17 protein-coding genes and 3 tRNA genes are annotated in these 17500 nt (G+C 41.7%); 10 read left to right on the forward strand and 10 right to left on the reverse strand.

The window, feature by feature from the left end:
- Window positions 1-15: 15 nt before the first annotated feature.
- From ABD873_RS02455 to ABD873_RS02480, 6 genes are all read left to right on the forward strand, one after another.
- Window positions 16-201: a hypothetical protein gene (locus tag ABD873_RS02455; protein WP_039053268.1), complete on the forward strand. Its 186-nt coding sequence runs from the start codon at window positions 16-18 to the stop codon at window positions 199-201.
- Between the two features lie 140 nt (window positions 202-341).
- Window positions 342-2006 (forward strand): tetratricopeptide repeat-containing sensor histidine kinase, encoded by a 1665-nt coding sequence (locus ABD873_RS02460; RefSeq protein WP_345064175.1) that lies wholly within the window; start codon window positions 342-344, stop codon window positions 2004-2006.
- Between the two features lie 11 nt (window positions 2007-2017).
- Window positions 2018-2683: a response regulator gene (locus ABD873_RS02465; protein ID WP_345064178.1), complete on the forward strand. Its 666-nt coding sequence runs from the start codon at window positions 2018-2020 to the stop codon at window positions 2681-2683.
- Between the two features lie 440 nt (window positions 2684-3123).
- A complete protein-coding gene (locus ABD873_RS02470; RefSeq protein WP_345064180.1) occupies window positions 3124-3681 on the forward strand; it encodes a hypothetical protein in 558 nt (185 codons plus the stop codon).
- Window positions 3682-3683: 2 nt separating this feature from the next.
- Window positions 3684-4649, forward strand: coding sequence for a DUF4407 domain-containing protein (locus ABD873_RS02475; RefSeq protein ID WP_345064183.1), 966 nt, complete (start codon window positions 3684-3686; stop codon window positions 4647-4649).
- 389 nt (window positions 4650-5038) lie between these two features.
- On the forward strand, window positions 5039-5581 hold the full coding sequence (locus ABD873_RS02480; protein WP_345064186.1) for a thermonuclease family protein: 543 nt from the start codon (window positions 5039-5041) through the stop codon (window positions 5579-5581).
- Here the strand turns inward: ABD873_RS02480 and gloA2 are convergent.
- The 3 genes from gloA2 to ABD873_RS02495 are packed head-to-tail and all read right to left on the reverse strand — an operon-like array spanning window position 5578 to window position 9531.
- Window positions 5578-5961: an SMU1112c/YaeR family gloxylase I-like metalloprotein gene (gene gloA2 / locus ABD873_RS02485; RefSeq protein ID WP_345064189.1), complete on the reverse strand. Its 384-nt coding sequence runs from the start codon at window positions 5959-5961 to the stop codon at window positions 5578-5580. The two genes, ABD873_RS02480 and gloA2, sit on opposite strands and share 4 nt — an antisense overlap.
- Window positions 5962-5966: 5 nt before the next feature.
- Window positions 5967-6866, reverse strand: a complete 900-nt coding sequence (locus tag ABD873_RS02490) for a DUF72 domain-containing protein (protein ID WP_345064192.1) — start codon at window positions 6864-6866, stop codon at window positions 5967-5969.
- A gap of 25 nt (window positions 6867-6891) precedes the next feature.
- A complete protein-coding gene (locus ABD873_RS02495) occupies window positions 6892-9531 on the reverse strand; it encodes a heavy metal translocating P-type ATPase (protein WP_345064196.1) in 2640 nt (879 codons plus the stop codon).
- 160 nt (window positions 9532-9691) lie between these two features.
- On the opposite strand from ABD873_RS02495, the gene ABD873_RS02500 reads away from it, so the two are divergent.
- Together ABD873_RS02500 and hpf are read left to right on the forward strand one after the other, a co-directional pair.
- Window positions 9692-10573, forward strand: a complete 882-nt coding sequence (locus ABD873_RS02500; RefSeq protein ID WP_345064198.1) for a tyrosine-type recombinase/integrase — start codon at window positions 9692-9694, stop codon at window positions 10571-10573.
- 16 nt (window positions 10574-10589) lie between these two features.
- Window positions 10590-10934, forward strand: a complete 345-nt coding sequence (hpf, locus tag ABD873_RS02505) for a ribosome hibernation-promoting factor, HPF/YfiA family (RefSeq protein WP_345064201.1) — start codon at window positions 10590-10592, stop codon at window positions 10932-10934.
- Window positions 10935-11191: 257 nt separating this feature from the next.
- Here hpf and ABD873_RS02510 read toward each other — a convergent pair whose 3' ends face one another.
- The 4 genes from ABD873_RS02510 to ABD873_RS02525 form a co-directional block, all read right to left on the reverse strand.
- The gene (locus tag ABD873_RS02510) at window positions 11192-11506 is read right to left on the reverse strand and encodes a hypothetical protein (RefSeq protein WP_345064204.1); all 315 of its coding nucleotides are present in this window, start codon (window positions 11504-11506) and stop codon (window positions 11192-11194) included.
- Between the two features lie 138 nt (window positions 11507-11644).
- A tRNA-Phe gene (locus tag ABD873_RS02515) sits at window positions 11645-11717 on the reverse strand.
- 44 nt (window positions 11718-11761) lie between these two features.
- Window positions 11762-11837: transfer RNA gene (locus ABD873_RS02520), tRNA-Phe, on the reverse strand.
- A gap of 43 nt (window positions 11838-11880) precedes the next feature.
- Window positions 11881-11956: transfer RNA gene (locus ABD873_RS02525), tRNA-Phe, on the reverse strand.
- A 186-nt stretch (window positions 11957-12142) separates the two neighbouring features.
- Between ABD873_RS02525 and mnmA the strand changes: the two genes are divergently transcribed.
- Window positions 12143-13234, forward strand: coding sequence for a tRNA 2-thiouridine(34) synthase MnmA (mnmA, locus tag ABD873_RS02530; protein WP_039053919.1), 1092 nt, complete (start codon window positions 12143-12145; stop codon window positions 13232-13234).
- A 112-nt stretch (window positions 13235-13346) separates the two neighbouring features.
- On the opposite strand, the gene ABD873_RS02535 is transcribed toward mnmA, so the two are convergent.
- The 3 genes from ABD873_RS02535 to rnhA all read right to left on the reverse strand — a co-directional run bounded on the left by ABD873_RS02535 (window position 13347) and on the right by rnhA (window position 15582).
- Window positions 13347-14525 carry an AIR synthase related protein gene (locus ABD873_RS02535; RefSeq protein ID WP_039053920.1) on the reverse strand — a complete coding sequence of 393 codons (1179 nt, stop codon included), beginning with the start codon at window positions 14523-14525 and terminating at the stop codon, window positions 13347-13349.
- A 65-nt stretch (window positions 14526-14590) separates the two neighbouring features.
- The gene (locus ABD873_RS02540; protein ID WP_345064208.1) at window positions 14591-15070 is read right to left on the reverse strand and encodes a DNA-deoxyinosine glycosylase; all 480 of its coding nucleotides are present in this window, start codon (window positions 15068-15070) and stop codon (window positions 14591-14593) included.
- An 8-nt stretch (window positions 15071-15078) separates the two neighbouring features.
- Window positions 15079-15582 (reverse strand): ribonuclease HI, encoded by a 504-nt coding sequence (rnhA, locus tag ABD873_RS02545; RefSeq protein ID WP_345064211.1) that lies wholly within the window; start codon window positions 15580-15582, stop codon window positions 15079-15081.
- 85 nt (window positions 15583-15667) lie between these two features.
- Between rnhA and ABD873_RS02550 the strand changes: the two genes are divergently transcribed.
- Entirely contained in the window at window positions 15668-17500 is a 1833-nt protein-coding gene (locus tag ABD873_RS02550; protein ID WP_345064214.1) for an alpha-L-fucosidase, read from the forward strand.

Below are 17500 nucleotides of genomic sequence, written 5' to 3' on the forward strand. Positions count from 1 at the left end.
TCAATTAAACTAAAAATGAAGACAATTTTATTTCTAGCAATGTTATTTCATCAGGTAGGGGAAATATCGGTTGCTGTAGTACAACATACTGTTGTGGCACAAGCTGCGGACAATGAAGAGGACAATAATGAGAATAACGACCAAAATACGGGAGATAAAGGTACGCCACGACCTAAAGTAAAAATCTTACGCACTCGTTAATAAGTGAGTAAGTTCCTAAACAGACAGGTATTGTTTTACCTGTCTGTTTATTTTATTATTATTGTATAATAAGCCAATTATTATATCCTTTGAGAAATTTAGTATTTATACCACTGCTTATTTGGTTTCTTTCTTCGTGTATGAAAGGGAAGGAGGGCCAAGTGACGAATGTATCCCCAAGAGATGAGGTTAGGAAGAGCCGAATGTATTATGATAAAGCTCTTAAATTTCTGGATACTGATGTGAGCGACAGCTCTTTCTTTTATTTTGAGCTTGCCAAAGGGGAGTTTCTCGCCGAGAAGGACAGCACGATGGCCGCAACCTGCCTTGTACAGATGGCCATTACTCTATTTTACGAAGGCGATTATTATGGTTCACAAGAGACTTCTATTGAAGCCGACAAGTTGTTGGACAAAACGGATACGGCCCACCATAACCTTATGGCGATGAATTATAACTGTCTAGGAAATGCTATATCAGGTTATGGCAATCACAATAAAGCGATACAGTACTACGATTTGGCGATTCAATATAGCCGTGATGCGAACAATTCAGCTACTTATCTTAATAATAAGGCTGTAACATACTATTATGATAAACAGTATCAACAGGCTTATACTATATATGAAGAAGTGCTAAAAAATACGGCTGATGGGACCCTAGATTACGCCAGAGCCTTATCCAATTATGCCAACACCCGATGGCACATAGACAAGAAATATAATCCATTACCTGACCTGCATAAGGCTTTGTCCATTCGAAGGGCCAACAACAACCTTTGGGGGGTCAGTGCCAGTGTTTCGCATCTTTACAATTTTCACAAAAACCGTCATCCGGACTCTGCACGTTTTTATGCAAAAATGAGTTATGAGTTGGCGGATAAACTGGGAAATCCTAACGATAAGATCAATGCTTTGGATAGGTTAATACGGGTGGGAAAGACGGACTCCCTAAAGTATTATTTCAGCATGTATACGGCACTGACAGACAGCATACGTGTGGCACGCCTGAAAGCCAGCAATCAGTTTGCCGTGATACGTTATGAAGTTGAAAAAAGCAAAAAAGAAAATGCCATACTTCAGAATGCCGTGTTGGATAGAGATCTTAAGATGGCAAAACAAAGGGCTCTCGTCGTTGGCATGACTGTACTGGGGATCTGCACCATGGCGTTTTTTCTCTATTGGAACGACAAAAATAAAAAACAACTTCGACTGGAAGCAGAAAATCTAATCAAGGAAAACAAACTTAAAACGTCCAAAAAGGTGCACGACGTGGTCGCAAACGGCATCTATCGCGTCATGTCGGAAATAGAGTACGGTGAAGAGCTGGACAGAGAAGATCTGCTCGACAAGCTGGAAGTGCTGTATGAAAAATCCAGAGATATATCTTACGAACAGGAGGAAGAAGAACAGGGAGAGGAAGAGGTAAGCTTTGCACAGGAAATTGCAGCATTGATAAAATCTTTCGGTCGTGATAATCTGAAGGTATTGATTGTGGGCAATGATGATGTGTGGAGCTTTGTAAAGCCGGTCATCAAGAAAGAGCTTTTTCCTATTATCCAAGAGCTTATGGTGAATATGAATAAGCATAGCGGCGCTACCGAAGTCATCCTTAAGTTCCAAATCGAAGAGGGACAGCTTTCGCTGTCGTATTCGGATAATGGAGTAGGGCTCCCTCACGATATGAAAAAAGGAAATGGTTGGATAAATACGGGAAACCGTATTAATAACTTGAATGGACAGGTTATTTTTGGGGAAGAACCTAAAAGAGGAACACACATTCAGGTTATCATTCCTCTAAACTAAAATTGTAAGGTATGTTTAATAAAGTACTAATTGCCGAAGATCATGAGATAGCCAATCTTTCTGTACAACGCACGCTGAAAGATTTGGGGGTGGAAGAAGCAAAGTATGTATATTACTGCGATGACGCATTGGCATGGATAAGTCGTGCATTGCAGGAAGGAAGTCCCTACGACTTGTTGATAACAGATTTGTCATTTGAAGAAGATCATCATAAGCAGCGCATAACAAGTGGTATTGATTTGATACAAGCCGTTAAAGTCATACAGCCGGATATAAAGATCTTGGTGTTCTCAGGAGAAAGTAGACCTGCTGTTATCGACCGCTTATTTAATAAATATGGCATCGATGCGTATGTGCGTAAGGCACGTCATGATGCTCAACATCTCAAAGAAGCTTTCCTACAGCTGCATAAGGGAGGTAGCTATATCTCTCCAGATATCAAACCTCAGATTAAGGAACATCAGGTCTACGAATTCAGCGCCGTAGACATATTTATTATCCAGCTACTTGCTGATGGTGTAAAGCAAAAAGATATTCCGGAGCGTCTGAAGCAGAAAAACCTCAAGCCTTCCGGCCTCAGCAGTGTAGAGAAAAGACTTAACACCATGCGTGAAGTATTTTCCTTCACCAAGAATGAGCAGCTCATTGCCTACTGTAAGGACAAGGGCATCATCTGAAGTTAACTACTACCAATTATAACCAACTCATGAAGTAGACCGACAGGTCTACTTTTTTTACATTTTTTTCACTTTTACGGGAAACCGTAAGGAATGGCTGAAGTATAGCCTTAGCTTTGATGTAGTTAGCAATCGAAATGGTTTATGTTTAAAGTTTATTACGGGGAGAAACTATTTGATAGACGTTGGATAGAAAAACGTAAAGCAATCTTGGAAAGAGATGGAAATAAATGTGTCATTTGTGAGAGAAGTGATGTGAAGCTTATTGTCCATCATCGTCAGTATCATTTCAATAAGCGTTTACAGAAACATGTGGACCCCTGGGATTATACTGATGACCTTTTGATAACCTTATGTGAAAGCTGTCATTCTAGAGGTCATAGGTTATATGAGGTACCAGTAAAGTATATTTAGTTTAATTGTAATATAGGATGAATATTATGAAATTATTTAATTGGTTTAAAGGAAATAAAGATTCAGACTCTATTGATGCAAATTCCAAGCAGGATAATGATTTGCCAGAAATTAAAAAAGAAGTTTTTATTGAGGACAGGGACCCGTCTACAACAACGTTCCAGATTGAGTTCGGTACTAAATTACCGATAGACTTAATATATGCGTTTCTAAAAGAAGATTATGAGCAGAAAGGATATAATGATGCAATTATAAGTCCGGATAAATCTTATAAGGAAAAGAATCTCTCTATTATAAAAAGCAATATTGAAATAAAATTTAAGCAGGTGACTTTGAAATATGAAGATATGTTAAGAAATGTAGATTTCCATATTAAAAGTCGTTCTGAGGCTGGATTGACGGATCTGGTTGAATTATTAAAGAGTAAAAAGCAGACATATGAGAATCATCTTGAAGAAATCAATAAGATGAAAAGTGATTTGGAAAGAAAAGAACCATACATTATGGGGATTTTTGATTCATATGAAGTCGGTTTTAGTAGAGGATTAGCATCTCTGTCGTTGGATAATTTAAAAATTGATTAATCATGCGAGATTGGTGGATAAAATTAGGTTGTTTTTTAACTGGATGGAATTATGATATTCTGAAAAATTGTACGGAAGCCAGTAGAAAGAAGTTGAAAAAGTATACTTCTGCAATCCTTATTTTGATTATTATATGGTCTTTTGTTGGGTTTTCTTTTGCTCAAACTTATCTTCAAGCAGGAACTATAAAGTCAGTTTGCATAGCAGTTATATTTGTTATTATAGTTATCCAAATAGAAAGACAGATTATTCTTAATGTGGGTAAGAATGGTTGGTCAAATACTGCACGGATAATTATTGCTATTATAATGGCGCTGTTAGGTTCGGTCATCCTAGATCAGATTATTTTCAAGGACGATATCGAAAAAGAAAAGATAGCTATAATTGATGAACAAGTAAATAGTCAAATTGGTGATAGAACTAGAATCATTAGTGAAAAAATTAAAGAATTAAGAAATAGTATCGATTCAATTGAATTGAGAAATCAGGAATTAAATAAGGAGATAGCTTCAAGGCCAGTTATTTATATGAAGTCAAGAAGTGTAACTCATGTTGTTTTACGAAACGATGACGGCACCATCACAAATGAACCTCAATATACATTTAATGAAACGCCTATAGAGAATCCTCGAAAAAAAGAGGTAGAGATGAATGAAAAATTATTAGAAAGTCAGCGCAAATCTTTACAAGAGTATAATGATAAAATGCTTAGTGTAGAAAGTGATTTAAGAAATGAGCTAAAGGCTAAAAAAGGTTTCTTGGAAGAGTTAAATGCTATGATTAAGATTCTTTCTAAGAGTTTTGTAGCACTAATTTTTTATCTGATTCTTCTATTATTTTTTATTTTTTTGGAACTTTTTGTGGTATTTAGTAAAACAGACAAGACACAATCTGATTATGATTTAATAATGGAGCATCAACTCAATCAAAAGAAATTAATGTTGGAAAAGTTGGTGAGTGATTCTTAATTTATTTTTTAATAAGCAATAATGGGCTTAAATTAAACTTCTACACACTTTTATAAGTCTTTGGAAAGAAAAATGGAACGCGATAACTGATTGGATTCTAGATTTCTTTATTTATTAAAAGACAAAGAATTTTTCAGGAGTTTAGGGATAGTCATATTTAAACATTTAGATATAGCTATCCACTTGCTACGAACCATTGTGACAATAAATAGAAGAGTAAGTATTCGTACTGTTAGACTTAGTGAATTGAGTAATTAGCCGACATTTTATCAATCACTTTTAAAATAATATTGTGATTATAATATTCCAGCCAAGAGCCTAGCTACTCTTTGCTATTTTTATTATCTTACCGTATTTACTAGCGCATCTTTGTTTTATTAAGATTTCGGATGAAAAGATTTCTAATACCTTTACTAAGTTTATATTTTTTGGCTTGCCAATCCCAAAGCTTTACATCTTCGGGGACGAGTTTTGATTACAGCTTTGAGGCGGCTATGTATCACGATCCTTCTATCTTTCTTGTAGATAAATTTGTGGATGGGGATACCTTTTGGGTGCTGAACAAAGATCAGCGTAGGATTAAGATACGTCTTATAGGTATTGATGCGCCGGAAGACAGAAATGCTTTTAACAAGAGGAAGCATCCTTTTGGAGCCCACTCCAAAGTCTATTTGGATAGCGTGCTGACCAGAAATCCTTATCTGAAGCTTACCTTTGATGTAGATTCCTTGGATCGATATGGTAGAACATTGGCTTATGCCTTTCTGAATGATGGCACTTTTCTCAATGAGTTGCTGGTTAAGGAAGGGTATGCCACGCTGATGACCATTCCGCCCAATGTAAAATACGAAAATCGTCTGTTGCGGGCACAGCAATATGCCCGCAAGCATAAGCTAGGTATATGGGATGATAGATGGCAGCAGAACGACTAACGTTCGTATAATTCTATAGGCATGCCGTCCGGATCAGTAAAAAAGACAAATTTTTTGCCGGTAAGGCTGTCTATCCGTATGGCTTCTACCGAAATATGCTGCTTTAATTCTTCTACGGTTTGTTCTATATTTTCCACTTCGAAGGCCAGATGGCGCAAGCCCAACGCTTCGGGATACGAAGGTCGTGGAACATAATCTGGGAAGGAGAAAAGCTCAATAATGTATTCGCCGTTTAATGCTAGGTCGAGCTTATACGAATGTCGGTTTCGACGGTATGTTTCACGAAGAATTTCCAAGCCCAAGATGCGGGTGTAGAATTCCTTGGAACGCTCATAGTCGCTGACAATAATAGCAATATGGTGTACTTTGCTGAGCTTCATATTTCTTAAAATAAGGTGCTACCCTTGTTAGGCTGTTGCGGTTTTTGTGGGATATGCAGGTTAGTCCCTATAGCCTTGTTCAACCTTTCGATAAAGTGGGCGGCCAACAGAGGAGATTCCACTTCTACATTCTGATGGATGAAGAAGTAGAGTTGCTGCAGACCGGCTTCTTTCCACTGCACGATAGTATTGACCCAGTCGTCCAGACGGGTATAATCGCTAAGGTGGTTAGCACCTACATAACGTATGAAGGCTGTGGGGGTGGTGAGACGCATATGCATCATATCTCTACGTCCCGCGGTATCCACCAGCACGTTGGTCATTTGGGTATCTCTAAGAAGCTCATAGAACTTTTCGGCTACTTCGGGCTTAAACCACTCTTCATTGCGTACCTCTACGGCCAACGGATATCCTTTCGGAAAATTGCGGAGAAATTTTTCCAACCTGTCAAAATCCTTAGGTTTAAAGTTGTCGATAAGTTGAAGGAAAGCCATCCCTAGCTTATCTTCGAAGAGTACGGTAGCATCTACAAAGTCTTTTACCTTCTCTTCGGTATTCAATAGCCGTGAAAAGTGACTTATAGACTGTGGAATTTTGGGGAAGAATTTAAAATTTGCCGGAGTCTTATCTCTCCAGGTTTCCACCTGCTGCTTGCTTGGTGAATTGTAGAAGGTAGCATTCAGCTCTATGGAGTTGAATTGTGTAGAATAGTAAGCCAGCTCATCTTTGGTGCCTCGCGGATAGAACCCCTTAAGGTCGGTCTTGTTCCATTTGGCACAGCCTACATATACCTCTAGGCTTTGGTCAGGTTTCCTGTGTTTTTCGAGCAGCTCCAACGTTTCCTTTGGCGTAGGAGGAATCGAAAAATCTATTATCGAAGGGTCTGGCACTTGTCCGAATTTCATAAGCTAAATATTTTTCTAAAGATAGTTAAAGCTTCTTCAAATTCAAACGCAGCGCATTGGCGATGACGGATACCGAGCTTAAACTCATAGCTGCTGCAGCAAGCATCGGTGAAAGTAAAATGCCGAACGATGGATAAAGAACTCCTGCTGCCAACGGGATGCCGATAACGTTGTATAAGAAGGCGAAGGTCAGATTTTGCTTGATGTTGCGCATCATGAGGTGGCTGAGGTGGAACGCTTTGGATACCCCTTTGAGCTCTCCTTTCAACAAGGTGATGTCGGCACTTTCTATGGCCACATCAGTACCATTGCCCATGGCAATCCCTATATTAGCCTGTGTCAATGCTGGAGCGTCGTTGATGCCATCCCCTGCCATGGCAACGATGGAACCTTGGTGCTGCAACTTTTTGACTTCATCCAGTTTATCCTGAGGCAGGAGTGAGGCCTTGAAAATCTGTATTCCAGCTTCTGTGGCGACAGCCTTTGCGGTAAGTTCGTTGTCTCCCGTAAGCATATGAACCTGGATATTTTCTTCATGCAGGTGTTTGACAATGTCTTTAGCCGCTTCTTTCAACTTGTCCTTTACGGCTATATACCCTGCGAACTGTCTGTCTATGGCAAGAAAGGAGATGCTGCATCCCTCACGCTGGAGCGTGTTAATCTCTTTCATGCGTTCCAATGGAAGTTGTATGCCTTCATCTTCCATCAAAGCTTGGTTCCCTAGAGTAGCTTGTAGATGGAAGATATTGGCCGAGACTCCTTTCCCTGTAATATTTTTGAAGTTGGTGATGTCTATGAAGGTGAGTTTTTCTTCTTCTGCCTTGCGTACTATCGCCTGTGCCAGTGGGTGGGTGCTATGCCTGTTGACCGATGCGGCAAATTGCAGGACGTCTCTGTCTTTGAAAGTTTCTGTGCCTTTGAAAACAACCACCTGCGGTTTTCCTTCCGTGATGGTGCCTGTCTTGTCTACTACCAGTACATGAGCTTTATGGAGCTGTTCCAATGCTTCTGCCTTTTTAACGAGTATGCCGTTTTTTGCCCCTTTGCCTATGCTCACCATGACCGACATTGGCGTTGCCAGTCCTAATGCACAGGGACAGGCAATGATTAGTACGGATAAAGCCGTGGTGATAGCATATGCAAGGTTGTTGTCTCCCGCCTTGAAGTACCAGATGACAAAGGTAACGATGGCCACAGCTATCACCGTCGGAACGAATATTTGGGAAATTCTATCTGTCAGCTTTTGTATAGGAGCTTGACTTCTGCTAGCCTCATTGACAAGATGGATGATTTGTGAAAGTACCGTTTCATGACCTACCTTTTCTGCTTTCATCTCGAAGCTTTGGTCTCCATTGATTGTGCCGCCGATAACTTTATCTCCTTTAGATTTCTCTGCGGGCAGCGATTCACCCGTTATCATAGACTCATCTACGGAAGAACGGCCAGAGGTGATGACCCCATCTACGGGAATTTTATCTCCCGGTCTTACGCGGAGGATATAGTCTTTACGGATTTCCGATACGGCTATTTTTTCTTCCACACCGTCATGTAGCCATACCGCTTCGGCGGGAGCCAGCTTTATCAATTCCTTGATGGCGGAATGGGTTTTGCTGTGGGCCTTGGCTTCCAGCAGCTGACCCAAGATGACTAACGTGATGATGACAACCACCGATTCGAAATAGAGATGCTGCTGACCGTGATGTCCCTGCATCTCGATAGGCATGACGCTAGGAAACAAAAGAGCCACCACACTAAAAATAAAGGCGGCGCTGGTGCCTAATGCTATGAGGCTAAACATATTTAAGTGCCATGTCTTGAAGGAGTTCCACCCTCTGACAAAGAAGGTCCATCCCGTATAACCTATTACGGGCAAGGTCAACAGCAGTTGAACCCACCCGCTGAGCTGTGGAGAGATAATCTTGCTGATGGGCTGCCCCGGCAGCATATCGCCCATGGATAAGATGAATACAGGAAGTGCAAAGGCTATGCTGACAATAAGTTTTTTCTGCCAATCCTTGTAGACCACATCCTCTTCCTCTTCGGGCATGTTGGCGACGAGATCCATACCGCATACAGGACATGTACCCGGCTTGTCGGATACCACCTCGGGATGCATAGGACAAGAGAAGGTGATTTTCATACTCGTGTCAGGAATCTTTTCGAGGTTCATACCACATACAGGACAGCTGCCAAACTCGTCATACACCTTGTCCCCCTCACACATCATAGGGCAATAGTATTTCCCGGCTTTAGAAAGGTCTGGACCTTGGTGTTTTATTTTGGCATTGAAGTCAACCTGTTCTACAGGCATCAAAAACATATGGCATACCGGACAACGTCCTTTTTCGTGATAGATGCTGTCTTTTTCTTCACAGAACATAGGGCATATGTACTGTTGAGAGGGAGAGTCCGGAAGGTCGTCCGGCGTCTTCAGAGGGGCATGGGAACCTTCTCCATGAGCATGAATCTGATATTGACCTCCTAGCTCTTGCAGCTTTTCCTGCAAGAGCTGAAGGGGAATATGTGAAGGACTGGAGATTTCGGCTGTGGCTTTTATGAGGTCCACTTTCGCCGTCACTTCGGGAATTTCGTTAAGTTTTTTTTCAACGATGTTTTTGCAGCCGTTGCAGGTCATCCCCGTGATATCGTATATATGTCTGTGCATGGTCTTCTTCTTTTATCTTTCCAAAATTCGCCATTCTTAACGATAGCGGCGTACAAAGTTTTTCATGCTTTTGTTATAATTATTGGATTTTTGAATATTGTGATTACAAGCATGGTTTATTTCCGTATTAATAGTTATATTAAGAAAAAGTTTGGGAGTTATGTATAAAAGTAGCTTTATTAATTATCTAAAATACGAAAAGCGATATTCTCCCCATACTATCAAGGCGTATGAGATGGAAGTGCAGGCATACTTGGATTTTCTGGAAGCAGAAGGTATGCCATTCGAGGAAGTGGACTACAAATTCTGTCGATATTATTTTGCGACGATGAAGGAGCAGGGCAAGAGTGCTACTTCTGTAAACCGAGCTATTTCCGTTATTAAGTCCTATTACAAATTTTTGCAGCGTGAGGGCATGGTGTCTTCCAGTCCCGTGCATCTGATCAAGGCACTCAAGGTGGGCAAGAAGCTTCCCGTAGTAGTAGAAAAGGAAAAGATGGTGACGCTACTGGAGGAGATGGAAACTATGGAAGACTCTTTCGAAAATAGCCGCGACTTCATCATCATGGAGCTGCTCTTCGGCACAGGCATTCGTCTTGCCGAATTGTTGGAAATAAAAGAAAGAGATATTGATTTTTTAAACAAAAAAATTCTTATATTAGGTAAGAGGAACAAGTTAAGATTTGTTCCTATACATTCGACCTTAATTGAAGAACTCAAGCGTTATTTGAAGAAAAAAAACGAAAAGCACTTTGACAATATTTCGGAACATTTAATCGTTACTAAAGAGGGTAAGAAAGCTTATCCTAAGCTAGTATATCGTGTGGTAAACAAGTATCTCAGTATAATAACTTCTCAACAGAAAAAGAGTCCTCATATACTAAGACACAGTTTTGCGACAACTTTACTAGACAATGGAGCCGATCTCAATGCGATTAAAGAGCTGTTAGGGCATGCCGGCTTGTCGGCAACCCAGATTTACACACATAATTCCGTGGAGCGATTAAAAAACATTTATAAACAAGCACATCCAAAAGCTTAAAAAAAAGGAGGATAACATGAATGTAACTGTGCAATCAATCAAATTCGATGCCGACAGAAAATTGATCGAATTTATCAAGAAAAAAACAAGTAAGCTCGAGCAATTTTTGGACAACATCATCGAAGGGGTTTGCTATTTGCGCCTTGAAAATGTAGAAGATGAAGCAAACAAAATTGTAGAGCTGAAATTTAATATTCCTGGTTCGCAGTTATTTGCTAAAGCTCAGGCTAAGAGTTTTGAGGAGGCTACCGACTTAGCTGTAGAATCGTTGAGAAGGCAGATTAACAAGCATAAAACAAAGACAAGAACCTTAGTTAGTAACCATAAAGAATTATTGGCAAAAGGAGAGGACGATTTTTAAAACAACCATATACTTTCAGAACACTTTTTCTTCTGAAAACAAAAAGCGGGGAAATCATTTCCTCGCTTTTTTGTTAGGTGCCAAACTTTCCAGACTGCCGATTGTTCTTCCTTCAAGAACATATCATAAACATCATGAACAAACTTTTTAGAACGCTTATAGCAGGGTGGGGCGCAAAGAAAATGGGACTTGGCTGCTTCGGAACAATAATAGTCTTTATCATCCTTTACTATCTTCTAGGATTTTTAGGATAATGTTTAAGTCAATTGTCTGATAATCATTTCTAACGTCTCGTCGAAGCTATAATAATTGTTGTGGGCAAGCTCATATAATTCTTTTAAGTCTTTGAACTTTTCTTCCTCAAGAGTAGAAATAACTTCCTGTCGTGAATTGTAAATCAATAATCTAATCCTTCTCTTTTCTTTATAGGAGACAGGTTGACAAAAAATATTAACTCTACAATCGTTGAAATCGATATAATAAGAGGATTCGGTAAGCTTTTTCCAACTTAAATGTTTGGATTTTGTTTTTTTAATCAATAGGGAAATAATCATTTTCAATTGTTTTTCCATTTTTCATAGATAACTTGCGAGCACAAAAGTATAGTTGGTTAAACAACCAAAATATGAGGAATGTTATATTTTTACGTGATATATTGTGGGGGGTGAAATAAAATAAAAAAGCCTCTCTGGAATGGAGAGGCTTTGCGGTGGTGCCAGCTGGAATCGAACCAGCGACACAAGGATTTTCAGTCCTTTGCTCTACCAACTGAGCTATGGCACCGTCAGTACTTTTTTGAAAACTGTTACTGTCAGTTTATGTTTTGGTGGTGGTGCCAGCTGGAATCGAACCAGCGACACAAGGATTTTCAGTCCTTTGCTCTACCAACTGAGCTATGGCACCGTCAGTACTTTTTGAAAACTGTTACTGTCAGTTTATGTTTTGGTGGTGGTGCCAGCTGGAATCGAACCAGCGACACAAGGATTTTCAGTCCTTTGCTCTACCAACTGAGCTATGGCACCTTTTTTTGCTGTAGGATTATCTCCTGTTGCGATGCAAATGTAGCGTCTTTTTTTTAATTCTAAAACAATAATACGAATTATTTTTGCCTAAATTTCCAATTCCTTGATTTTGATTGAGATAAAATTACATCAAATAAACACGTTTATCTGTAAAATAAGGGTATCTTTGCACATTAATATTTTGATATGAGTAAAAAGGGTAGAATTTTGGTCGCAATGAGTGGTGGGGTGGACAGTTCCGTGGCGGCCGTCATGTTGCATGAAGAAGGGTATGAGGTCATTGGCATCACCATGAAAACATGGGACTATGCCAGTTCCGGTGGCACCTCGAAGGAGACAGGCTGCTGTAGCTTGGACAGTATCAACGATGCCCGCGCATTGGCAGTGAACTACGGCTTCCCTCATTATATCTTGGATATACGTAATGAGTTCGGTGATTATGTCATCGACAATTTTGTGGACGAATATATTGCCGGTCGTACGCCGAATCCTTGTGTGCTGTGTAATACGCATATCAAGTGGGAGGCTTTGATCAAGCGTGCCGACAAACTGGACTGCGAGTTTATCGCTACAGGTCACTACGCCAATATTCGTTTGCATGACAACGGTCGGTATGTAATCTCCAAAGGGTTAGACGAACACAAGGATCAGTCCTATGTGTTGTGGGGCGTATCTCAAGAAAATTTGGCACGTACGAAGTTTCCGTTGGGATCTTTCCGTAAGTCGGAAATTAAACAGATGGCCATGGATATGGGACAGCAAGAGCTGGCCAACAAGTCCGAAAGCTATGAAATTTGCTTCGTGCCGAACAACGACTATCGCGAATTCTTAAGACACCGCAGACCTACACTGGACGATGAAATCGGCCCAGGTAATTTTATTTTGTCGGATGGTACTGTGGTAGGTAAGCATCAAGGGTATCCTTATTATACTATAGGACAACGTAAGGGCTTAGGCATAGCGCTTGGAAAACCTATGTATGTGATAGAAATTTTACCGGAAAGTAACTCTGTGGTGTTGGGCGAAGAGCATGAACTGGAGAAAACGCAGGCATTTGTTCGTAACATCAATCTGGTGAAATATGCTTCGCTGGAAGAGCCTATGGAAGCGGTAACCAAAATACGCTATAAAGACCCAGGAGCACAGTCTATCATCACGCAGCAGGGAGATATCATGCAGGTGGATTTCCCACATGCGGTGAAAGGTATTGCTCCCGGACAGTCTGCCGTTTTTTATGAAGGTAATGATTTGATAGGTGGTGGATTTTTGATGAAATAGAAAATTTAATTTTTTACTCCCGTTGTAATAGAAAAGAGCAAGCGTTGGGCTTGCTCTTTTTTTATGGATTTAACGCTAATGACATCAGAATGATGTTTTATCTGCTATACTACTACTCGTAGTGAAATGTGCCATAAGGAGATGTTATGGTCACTTGTTTTCTGTCGCTGGCTTCCACACGGCCAATAATCTGTGCCGGAATGTTGAAGGATTCCGATATGGCGATGATGTCTGCAGCAATCTCTTCCGGAACGTAAAGTTCCATGCGGTGTCCCATGTTGAACACCTTATACATTTCCTGCCAGTCTGTATTCGATTCTTTTTGAATCAACTCAAATAGTGGCGGGATAGGGAAGAGGTTGTCTTTGATAATATGAACGTTGTCCACGAAATGAAGTACTTTGGTCTGAGCACCTCCCGAACAGTGTACCATGCCGTCGATCTGTGCACGATATTTGTCGAGAATCTTTTTGATGACAGGAGCATAGGTTCTTGTCGGCGACAACACCAGCTTTCCGGCAGTGATTTCCTCTCCTGTTTCTGTTTTTATGATGTCGGTCAAAGCTTTTCCTCCCGCAAATACCAAGTCATAAGGCACTGCAGGGTCATAGCTTTCCGGATATTTCTCTGCGATATATTTGCTGAATACATCATGGCGTGCCGAGGTGAGTCCGTTGGAACCCATGCCACCATTATATTCTTTTTCGTAAGTAGCCTTGCCGTAGGATGCCAATCCCACGATGACGTTTCCTGGTTTGATGTTGTGGTTGGAGATGACGTCGGCGCGGCGCATGCGGCATGTTACGGTGCTGTCCACGATGATGGTGCGCACTAGGTCTCCCACGTCGGCGGTTTCACCTCCTGTGGAATAGATGCCTATGCCAAGCTCTCGCAATTCGGCAAGAATTTCTTCCGTACCGTTGATGATTTCGGCGATGACCTCTCCCGGAATATTGTTTTTGTTACGACCTATAGTCGACGACAGAAGGATATTGTCGGTAGCACCTACACAGAGCAGGTCGTCCACATTCATGATGATGGCGTCCTGTGCAATACCTTTCCATACGGATTTGTCACCGGTTTCTTTCCAATACACATAGGCCAATGAAGATTTGGTACCGGCCCCATCGGCATGCATGATGTTGCACCACTCTTCATCACCTCCTAATATGTCGGGAATGATTTTGCAGAAAGCTTTAGGATATAAACCTTTGTCAATATTCTTTATGGCGTTGTGTACATCCTCCTTACCAGCGGATACACCTCTTTGGTTGTATTTTAAGTCTGACATCTTGCCACAAAAATAATCAAAGGATACGATTATAGCTAAAAGTTTTTTACAAAGGGTAAGGAATGTTATCCTTTGATGATTTGCCAGTGCTGGATAAGCCTGTCGTGGGAGAACTGAGCGTTGGCCGGGCTGGTGCTGGGCAGGGTGATGTAGTGGAGATGCTCTTCTTTATGGAAGTGTTTATCGAAAAGCTTTTGTGCCTTCTGTCCATTGAAGAATACCGACTGGATGGAAGGATTTTCCGTCAGCAGGCGGTCTATGGCGTTAGGGATGACGTCCGTGATTGCCGTGTCCATGCTGCCGGGACGTATGGCCGACGCACATACATCCCATAAGGCTATGCCGTGTGTATGGAGAAGACGCATCCTTGCGCCATAGTCGGGAGAAAAATCTTTTTCGAAAAGACGAAAGAGCACCTTCCAAAATCTATTTTGAGGATGCGCATAATACTGCTGTTGCGCCAAAGACAGGTCGCCCGGCAAAGAACCCAATATCAATATCCGAGGTAAGGTAGGGAGTACGGGAGGAAAAGATTGCTTTACCATCGTAAATATTATAACAAACCTTGACTTTCTTCCGCTTCAAAGACCGTATCTACCTGCCATTTGGAGGCATCTTTGGAGGCGGCTACCGCGAGCCTGTCGCAACGCTCATTCAATGGATGTCCGGCGTGCCCCTTAACCCATACTAGGGAAACATCATGCTGCTCATAGGCTTTCATCAGGCGCAGCCACAGGTCTTTGTTCTTCTTCCCTGCGAAGCCCTTCTTCATCCAATTGTATATCCACCCCTTTTCTATGGCTTCGATAAAGTATTTTGAGTCCGAATAAATGGTTACTTTCTGCTTGGGATTTTTGAGGGCTTCCAATCCTACGATTACGGCCATCAGCTCCATGCGGTTGTTGGTCGTCTTGCGGTATCCTCCCGAAAACTCTTTTTCTATAAGTTTCCCATGAAACTCAGGGTTGCTTCCCGTATAGATGGTACGTAATATCGTGCCGTATCCTCCGGGTCCGGGATTTCCACTGGAAGCGCCGTCTGTGTATAGTTCTATCATCGTCTACAAAAATACAATTTTGGAAGCCAATATTTCGGTAGCAAAGGATTAAATGATTATTTTAGAGAATAAACCTTTTAGTTTTATGAAAAGAATACTTCTTGCGGGAATAAGCTTGTGCTATACTTTTCTTGGTATGGCCCAGGTCAATCCTCTCCCTTCCGAACAGAAGATGCAGTGGTTTGAAGATGCCAAGCTAGGTGTTTTCATCCATTGGGGAATCTATGCCGTGGACGGCATCTCCGAGTCTTGGGCTTTTTTCAACAATTATATCAGCCAAGAGAACTATCTCCAACAGCTGAAAGGCTTCACAGCCCAAAAGTACGACCCGCAGGAATGGGTGAAGCTCATCGAAGAGTCAGGAGCTCGTTATACGGTTATCACGTCCAAGCATCATGACGGCGTGGCACTCTGGGACACACAGGCTGAGAAAGGGCTGTCCACGGCAAAGGACGCACAGGTACGCAAAGATGTGCTGACCCCTTTCATTAGGGTGGTGAAGACTTCCTCGCTGAAGACAGGATTGTACTTCTCTCTGCCCGACTGGAGTCATCCTTATTATGATGTCCGTACAAGGACGCAAAAACGTTATGACATCCGCGAAGAACCTCAGCGTTGGAGCCGCTTTGTGCAGTTCTACCAGACACAGCTGGACGAACTCTCTAGGCTATATACGCCGGACCTGTTATGGTTTGACGGAGACTGGGAGCATAGTGCGAAAGAATGGAAGGCCGAAGAAACTTTGACACTCCTCCGGCGCTATAATCCTAACATCATCATCAATTCACGGTTGAACAGCCATGGCGATTATGAGACGCCAGAGCAGGGCATTCCCGTCGTGCGTCCGCAGAGCCGCTACTGGGAGCTATGCTACACGATGAATGACTCGTGGGGCTTCCAACATCTGGATAAGAACTATAAGACACCCAACATGATAGTCCGCACGCTGGTAGACTGTATAGCGATGGGAGGAAACCTCCTGCTTGACATAGGACCCCGAGAAGACGGAACAATCCCAGAGGAGCAGGTGGCTATCCTCAAGGAGTTAGGACGATGGACCAAAAAACATGCTGAAGCCGTATACGGAACAAGGGCAGGGGTGAGTGCAGACTATGTCTTGGAGAAAAATGCGTTTTCCAAGGATGGCAAAACCTTGTATCTCTATCTCGAAAATGTTAAAAAGAAGCTTGTACTATCCGGGGTATCTTTAAACAAACCTAAATCTGTCCGCGTAGTGGGAAGCGATAAAAAATTAAGCTTTGATTATGCTGAATCTTATGTAGATATTTCTTTGAATAGCATTGACTTCGATCCGGCGGTAACCGTCATTGCTTTAGAATTTGATGAGAAGCCTAATTTTGTTCCCTTCCCTCCATTGAGTAGCACCGGTGCATTGGAAAAAATAGCTAAATCAAAAAATGTAGAGGAATCCATACGAACTATTGCTGAATATACGTCAAATGGTTTTAACTTGTTTAAAGGCAAGATGAACGATGACGCCAGTGTGATGGATAGCGATCTTATCTTTGCCTCAGAAGAGGTAAAAAACTGGGTAAAGAAGCATGCCGAAGTGTTGCACGATGCTCATCGAGGTATTGACGGAAACCATTATGCCGGCTACTCTGCCTTATCGGCCGACAGGCAAACCTTATATCTTTTTGTGGAAGGAAAACCTACAGGACCGCTGGCACTGAAAGGTATTAAAAATGGTGTAGCGCGAGTGCGTATTGTGGGGGAAGGCTCCATGATAGGTCATAAGGTACATAACAAGCTGTATTGGAGCGACCGCCCCGGCATAGTTTATATAGACCTTCCCGCAGAGAGACTGGATAAAAACATGACTGTGGTAGCCGTGCTGTTAGACAAGCCTATAGAACTGTATAGGGAAGAGGTGAAAGCTATTGAAAATAACCTTTAG

The sequence above is a fragment of the Sphingobacterium thermophilum genome (genome assembly GCF_039541675.1).
GTDB lineage: Bacteria > Bacteroidota > Bacteroidia > Sphingobacteriales > Sphingobacteriaceae > Sphingobacterium > Sphingobacterium thermophilum.

What these genes read in the sequence shown, in the direction of transcription:
- ABD873_RS02455 (WP_039053268.1), top strand. Translation starts at nt 16, where the DNA reads ATGAAGACAATTTTATTTCTAGCAATGTTATTTCATCAGGTAGGGGAA.
- ABD873_RS02460 (WP_345064175.1), top strand. Translation starts at nt 342, where the DNA reads ATGAAAGGGAAGGAGGGCCAAGTGACGAATGTATCCCCAAGAGATGAG.
- ABD873_RS02465 (WP_345064178.1), top strand. Translation starts at nt 2,018, where the DNA reads ATGTTTAATAAAGTACTAATTGCCGAAGATCATGAGATAGCCAATCTT.
- ABD873_RS02470 (WP_345064180.1), top strand. Translation starts at nt 3,124, where the DNA reads ATGAAATTATTTAATTGGTTTAAAGGAAATAAAGATTCAGACTCTATT.
- ABD873_RS02475 (WP_345064183.1), top strand. Translation starts at nt 3,684, where the DNA reads ATGCGAGATTGGTGGATAAAATTAGGTTGTTTTTTAACTGGATGGAAT.
- ABD873_RS02480 (WP_345064186.1), top strand. Translation starts at nt 5,039, where the DNA reads ATGAAAAGATTTCTAATACCTTTACTAAGTTTATATTTTTTGGCTTGC.
- gloA2 (WP_345064189.1), bottom strand. Translation starts at nt 5,961, where the DNA reads ATGAAGCTCAGCAAAGTACACCATATTGCTATTATTGTCAGCGACTAT.
- ABD873_RS02490 (WP_345064192.1), bottom strand. Translation starts at nt 6,866, where the DNA reads ATGAAATTCGGACAAGTGCCAGACCCTTCGATAATAGATTTTTCGATT.
- ABD873_RS02495 (WP_345064196.1), bottom strand. Translation starts at nt 9,531, where the DNA reads ATGCACAGACATATATACGATATCACGGGGATGACCTGCAACGGCTGC.
- ABD873_RS02500 (WP_345064198.1), top strand. Translation starts at nt 9,692, where the DNA reads ATGTATAAAAGTAGCTTTATTAATTATCTAAAATACGAAAAGCGATAT.
- hpf (WP_345064201.1), top strand. Translation starts at nt 10,590, where the DNA reads ATGAATGTAACTGTGCAATCAATCAAATTCGATGCCGACAGAAAATTG.
- ABD873_RS02510 (WP_345064204.1), bottom strand. Translation starts at nt 11,506, where the DNA reads ATGGAAAAACAATTGAAAATGATTATTTCCCTATTGATTAAAAAAACA.
- mnmA (WP_039053919.1), top strand. Translation starts at nt 12,143, where the DNA reads ATGAGTAAAAAGGGTAGAATTTTGGTCGCAATGAGTGGTGGGGTGGAC.
- ABD873_RS02535 (WP_039053920.1), bottom strand. Translation starts at nt 14,525, where the DNA reads ATGTCAGACTTAAAATACAACCAAAGAGGTGTATCCGCTGGTAAGGAG.
- ABD873_RS02540 (WP_345064208.1), bottom strand. Translation starts at nt 15,070, where the DNA reads ATGGTAAAGCAATCTTTTCCTCCCGTACTCCCTACCTTACCTCGGATA.
- rnhA (WP_345064211.1), bottom strand. Translation starts at nt 15,582, where the DNA reads ATGATAGAACTATACACAGACGGCGCTTCCAGTGGAAATCCCGGACCC.
- ABD873_RS02550 (WP_345064214.1), top strand. Translation starts at nt 15,668, where the DNA reads ATGAAAAGAATACTTCTTGCGGGAATAAGCTTGTGCTATACTTTTCTT.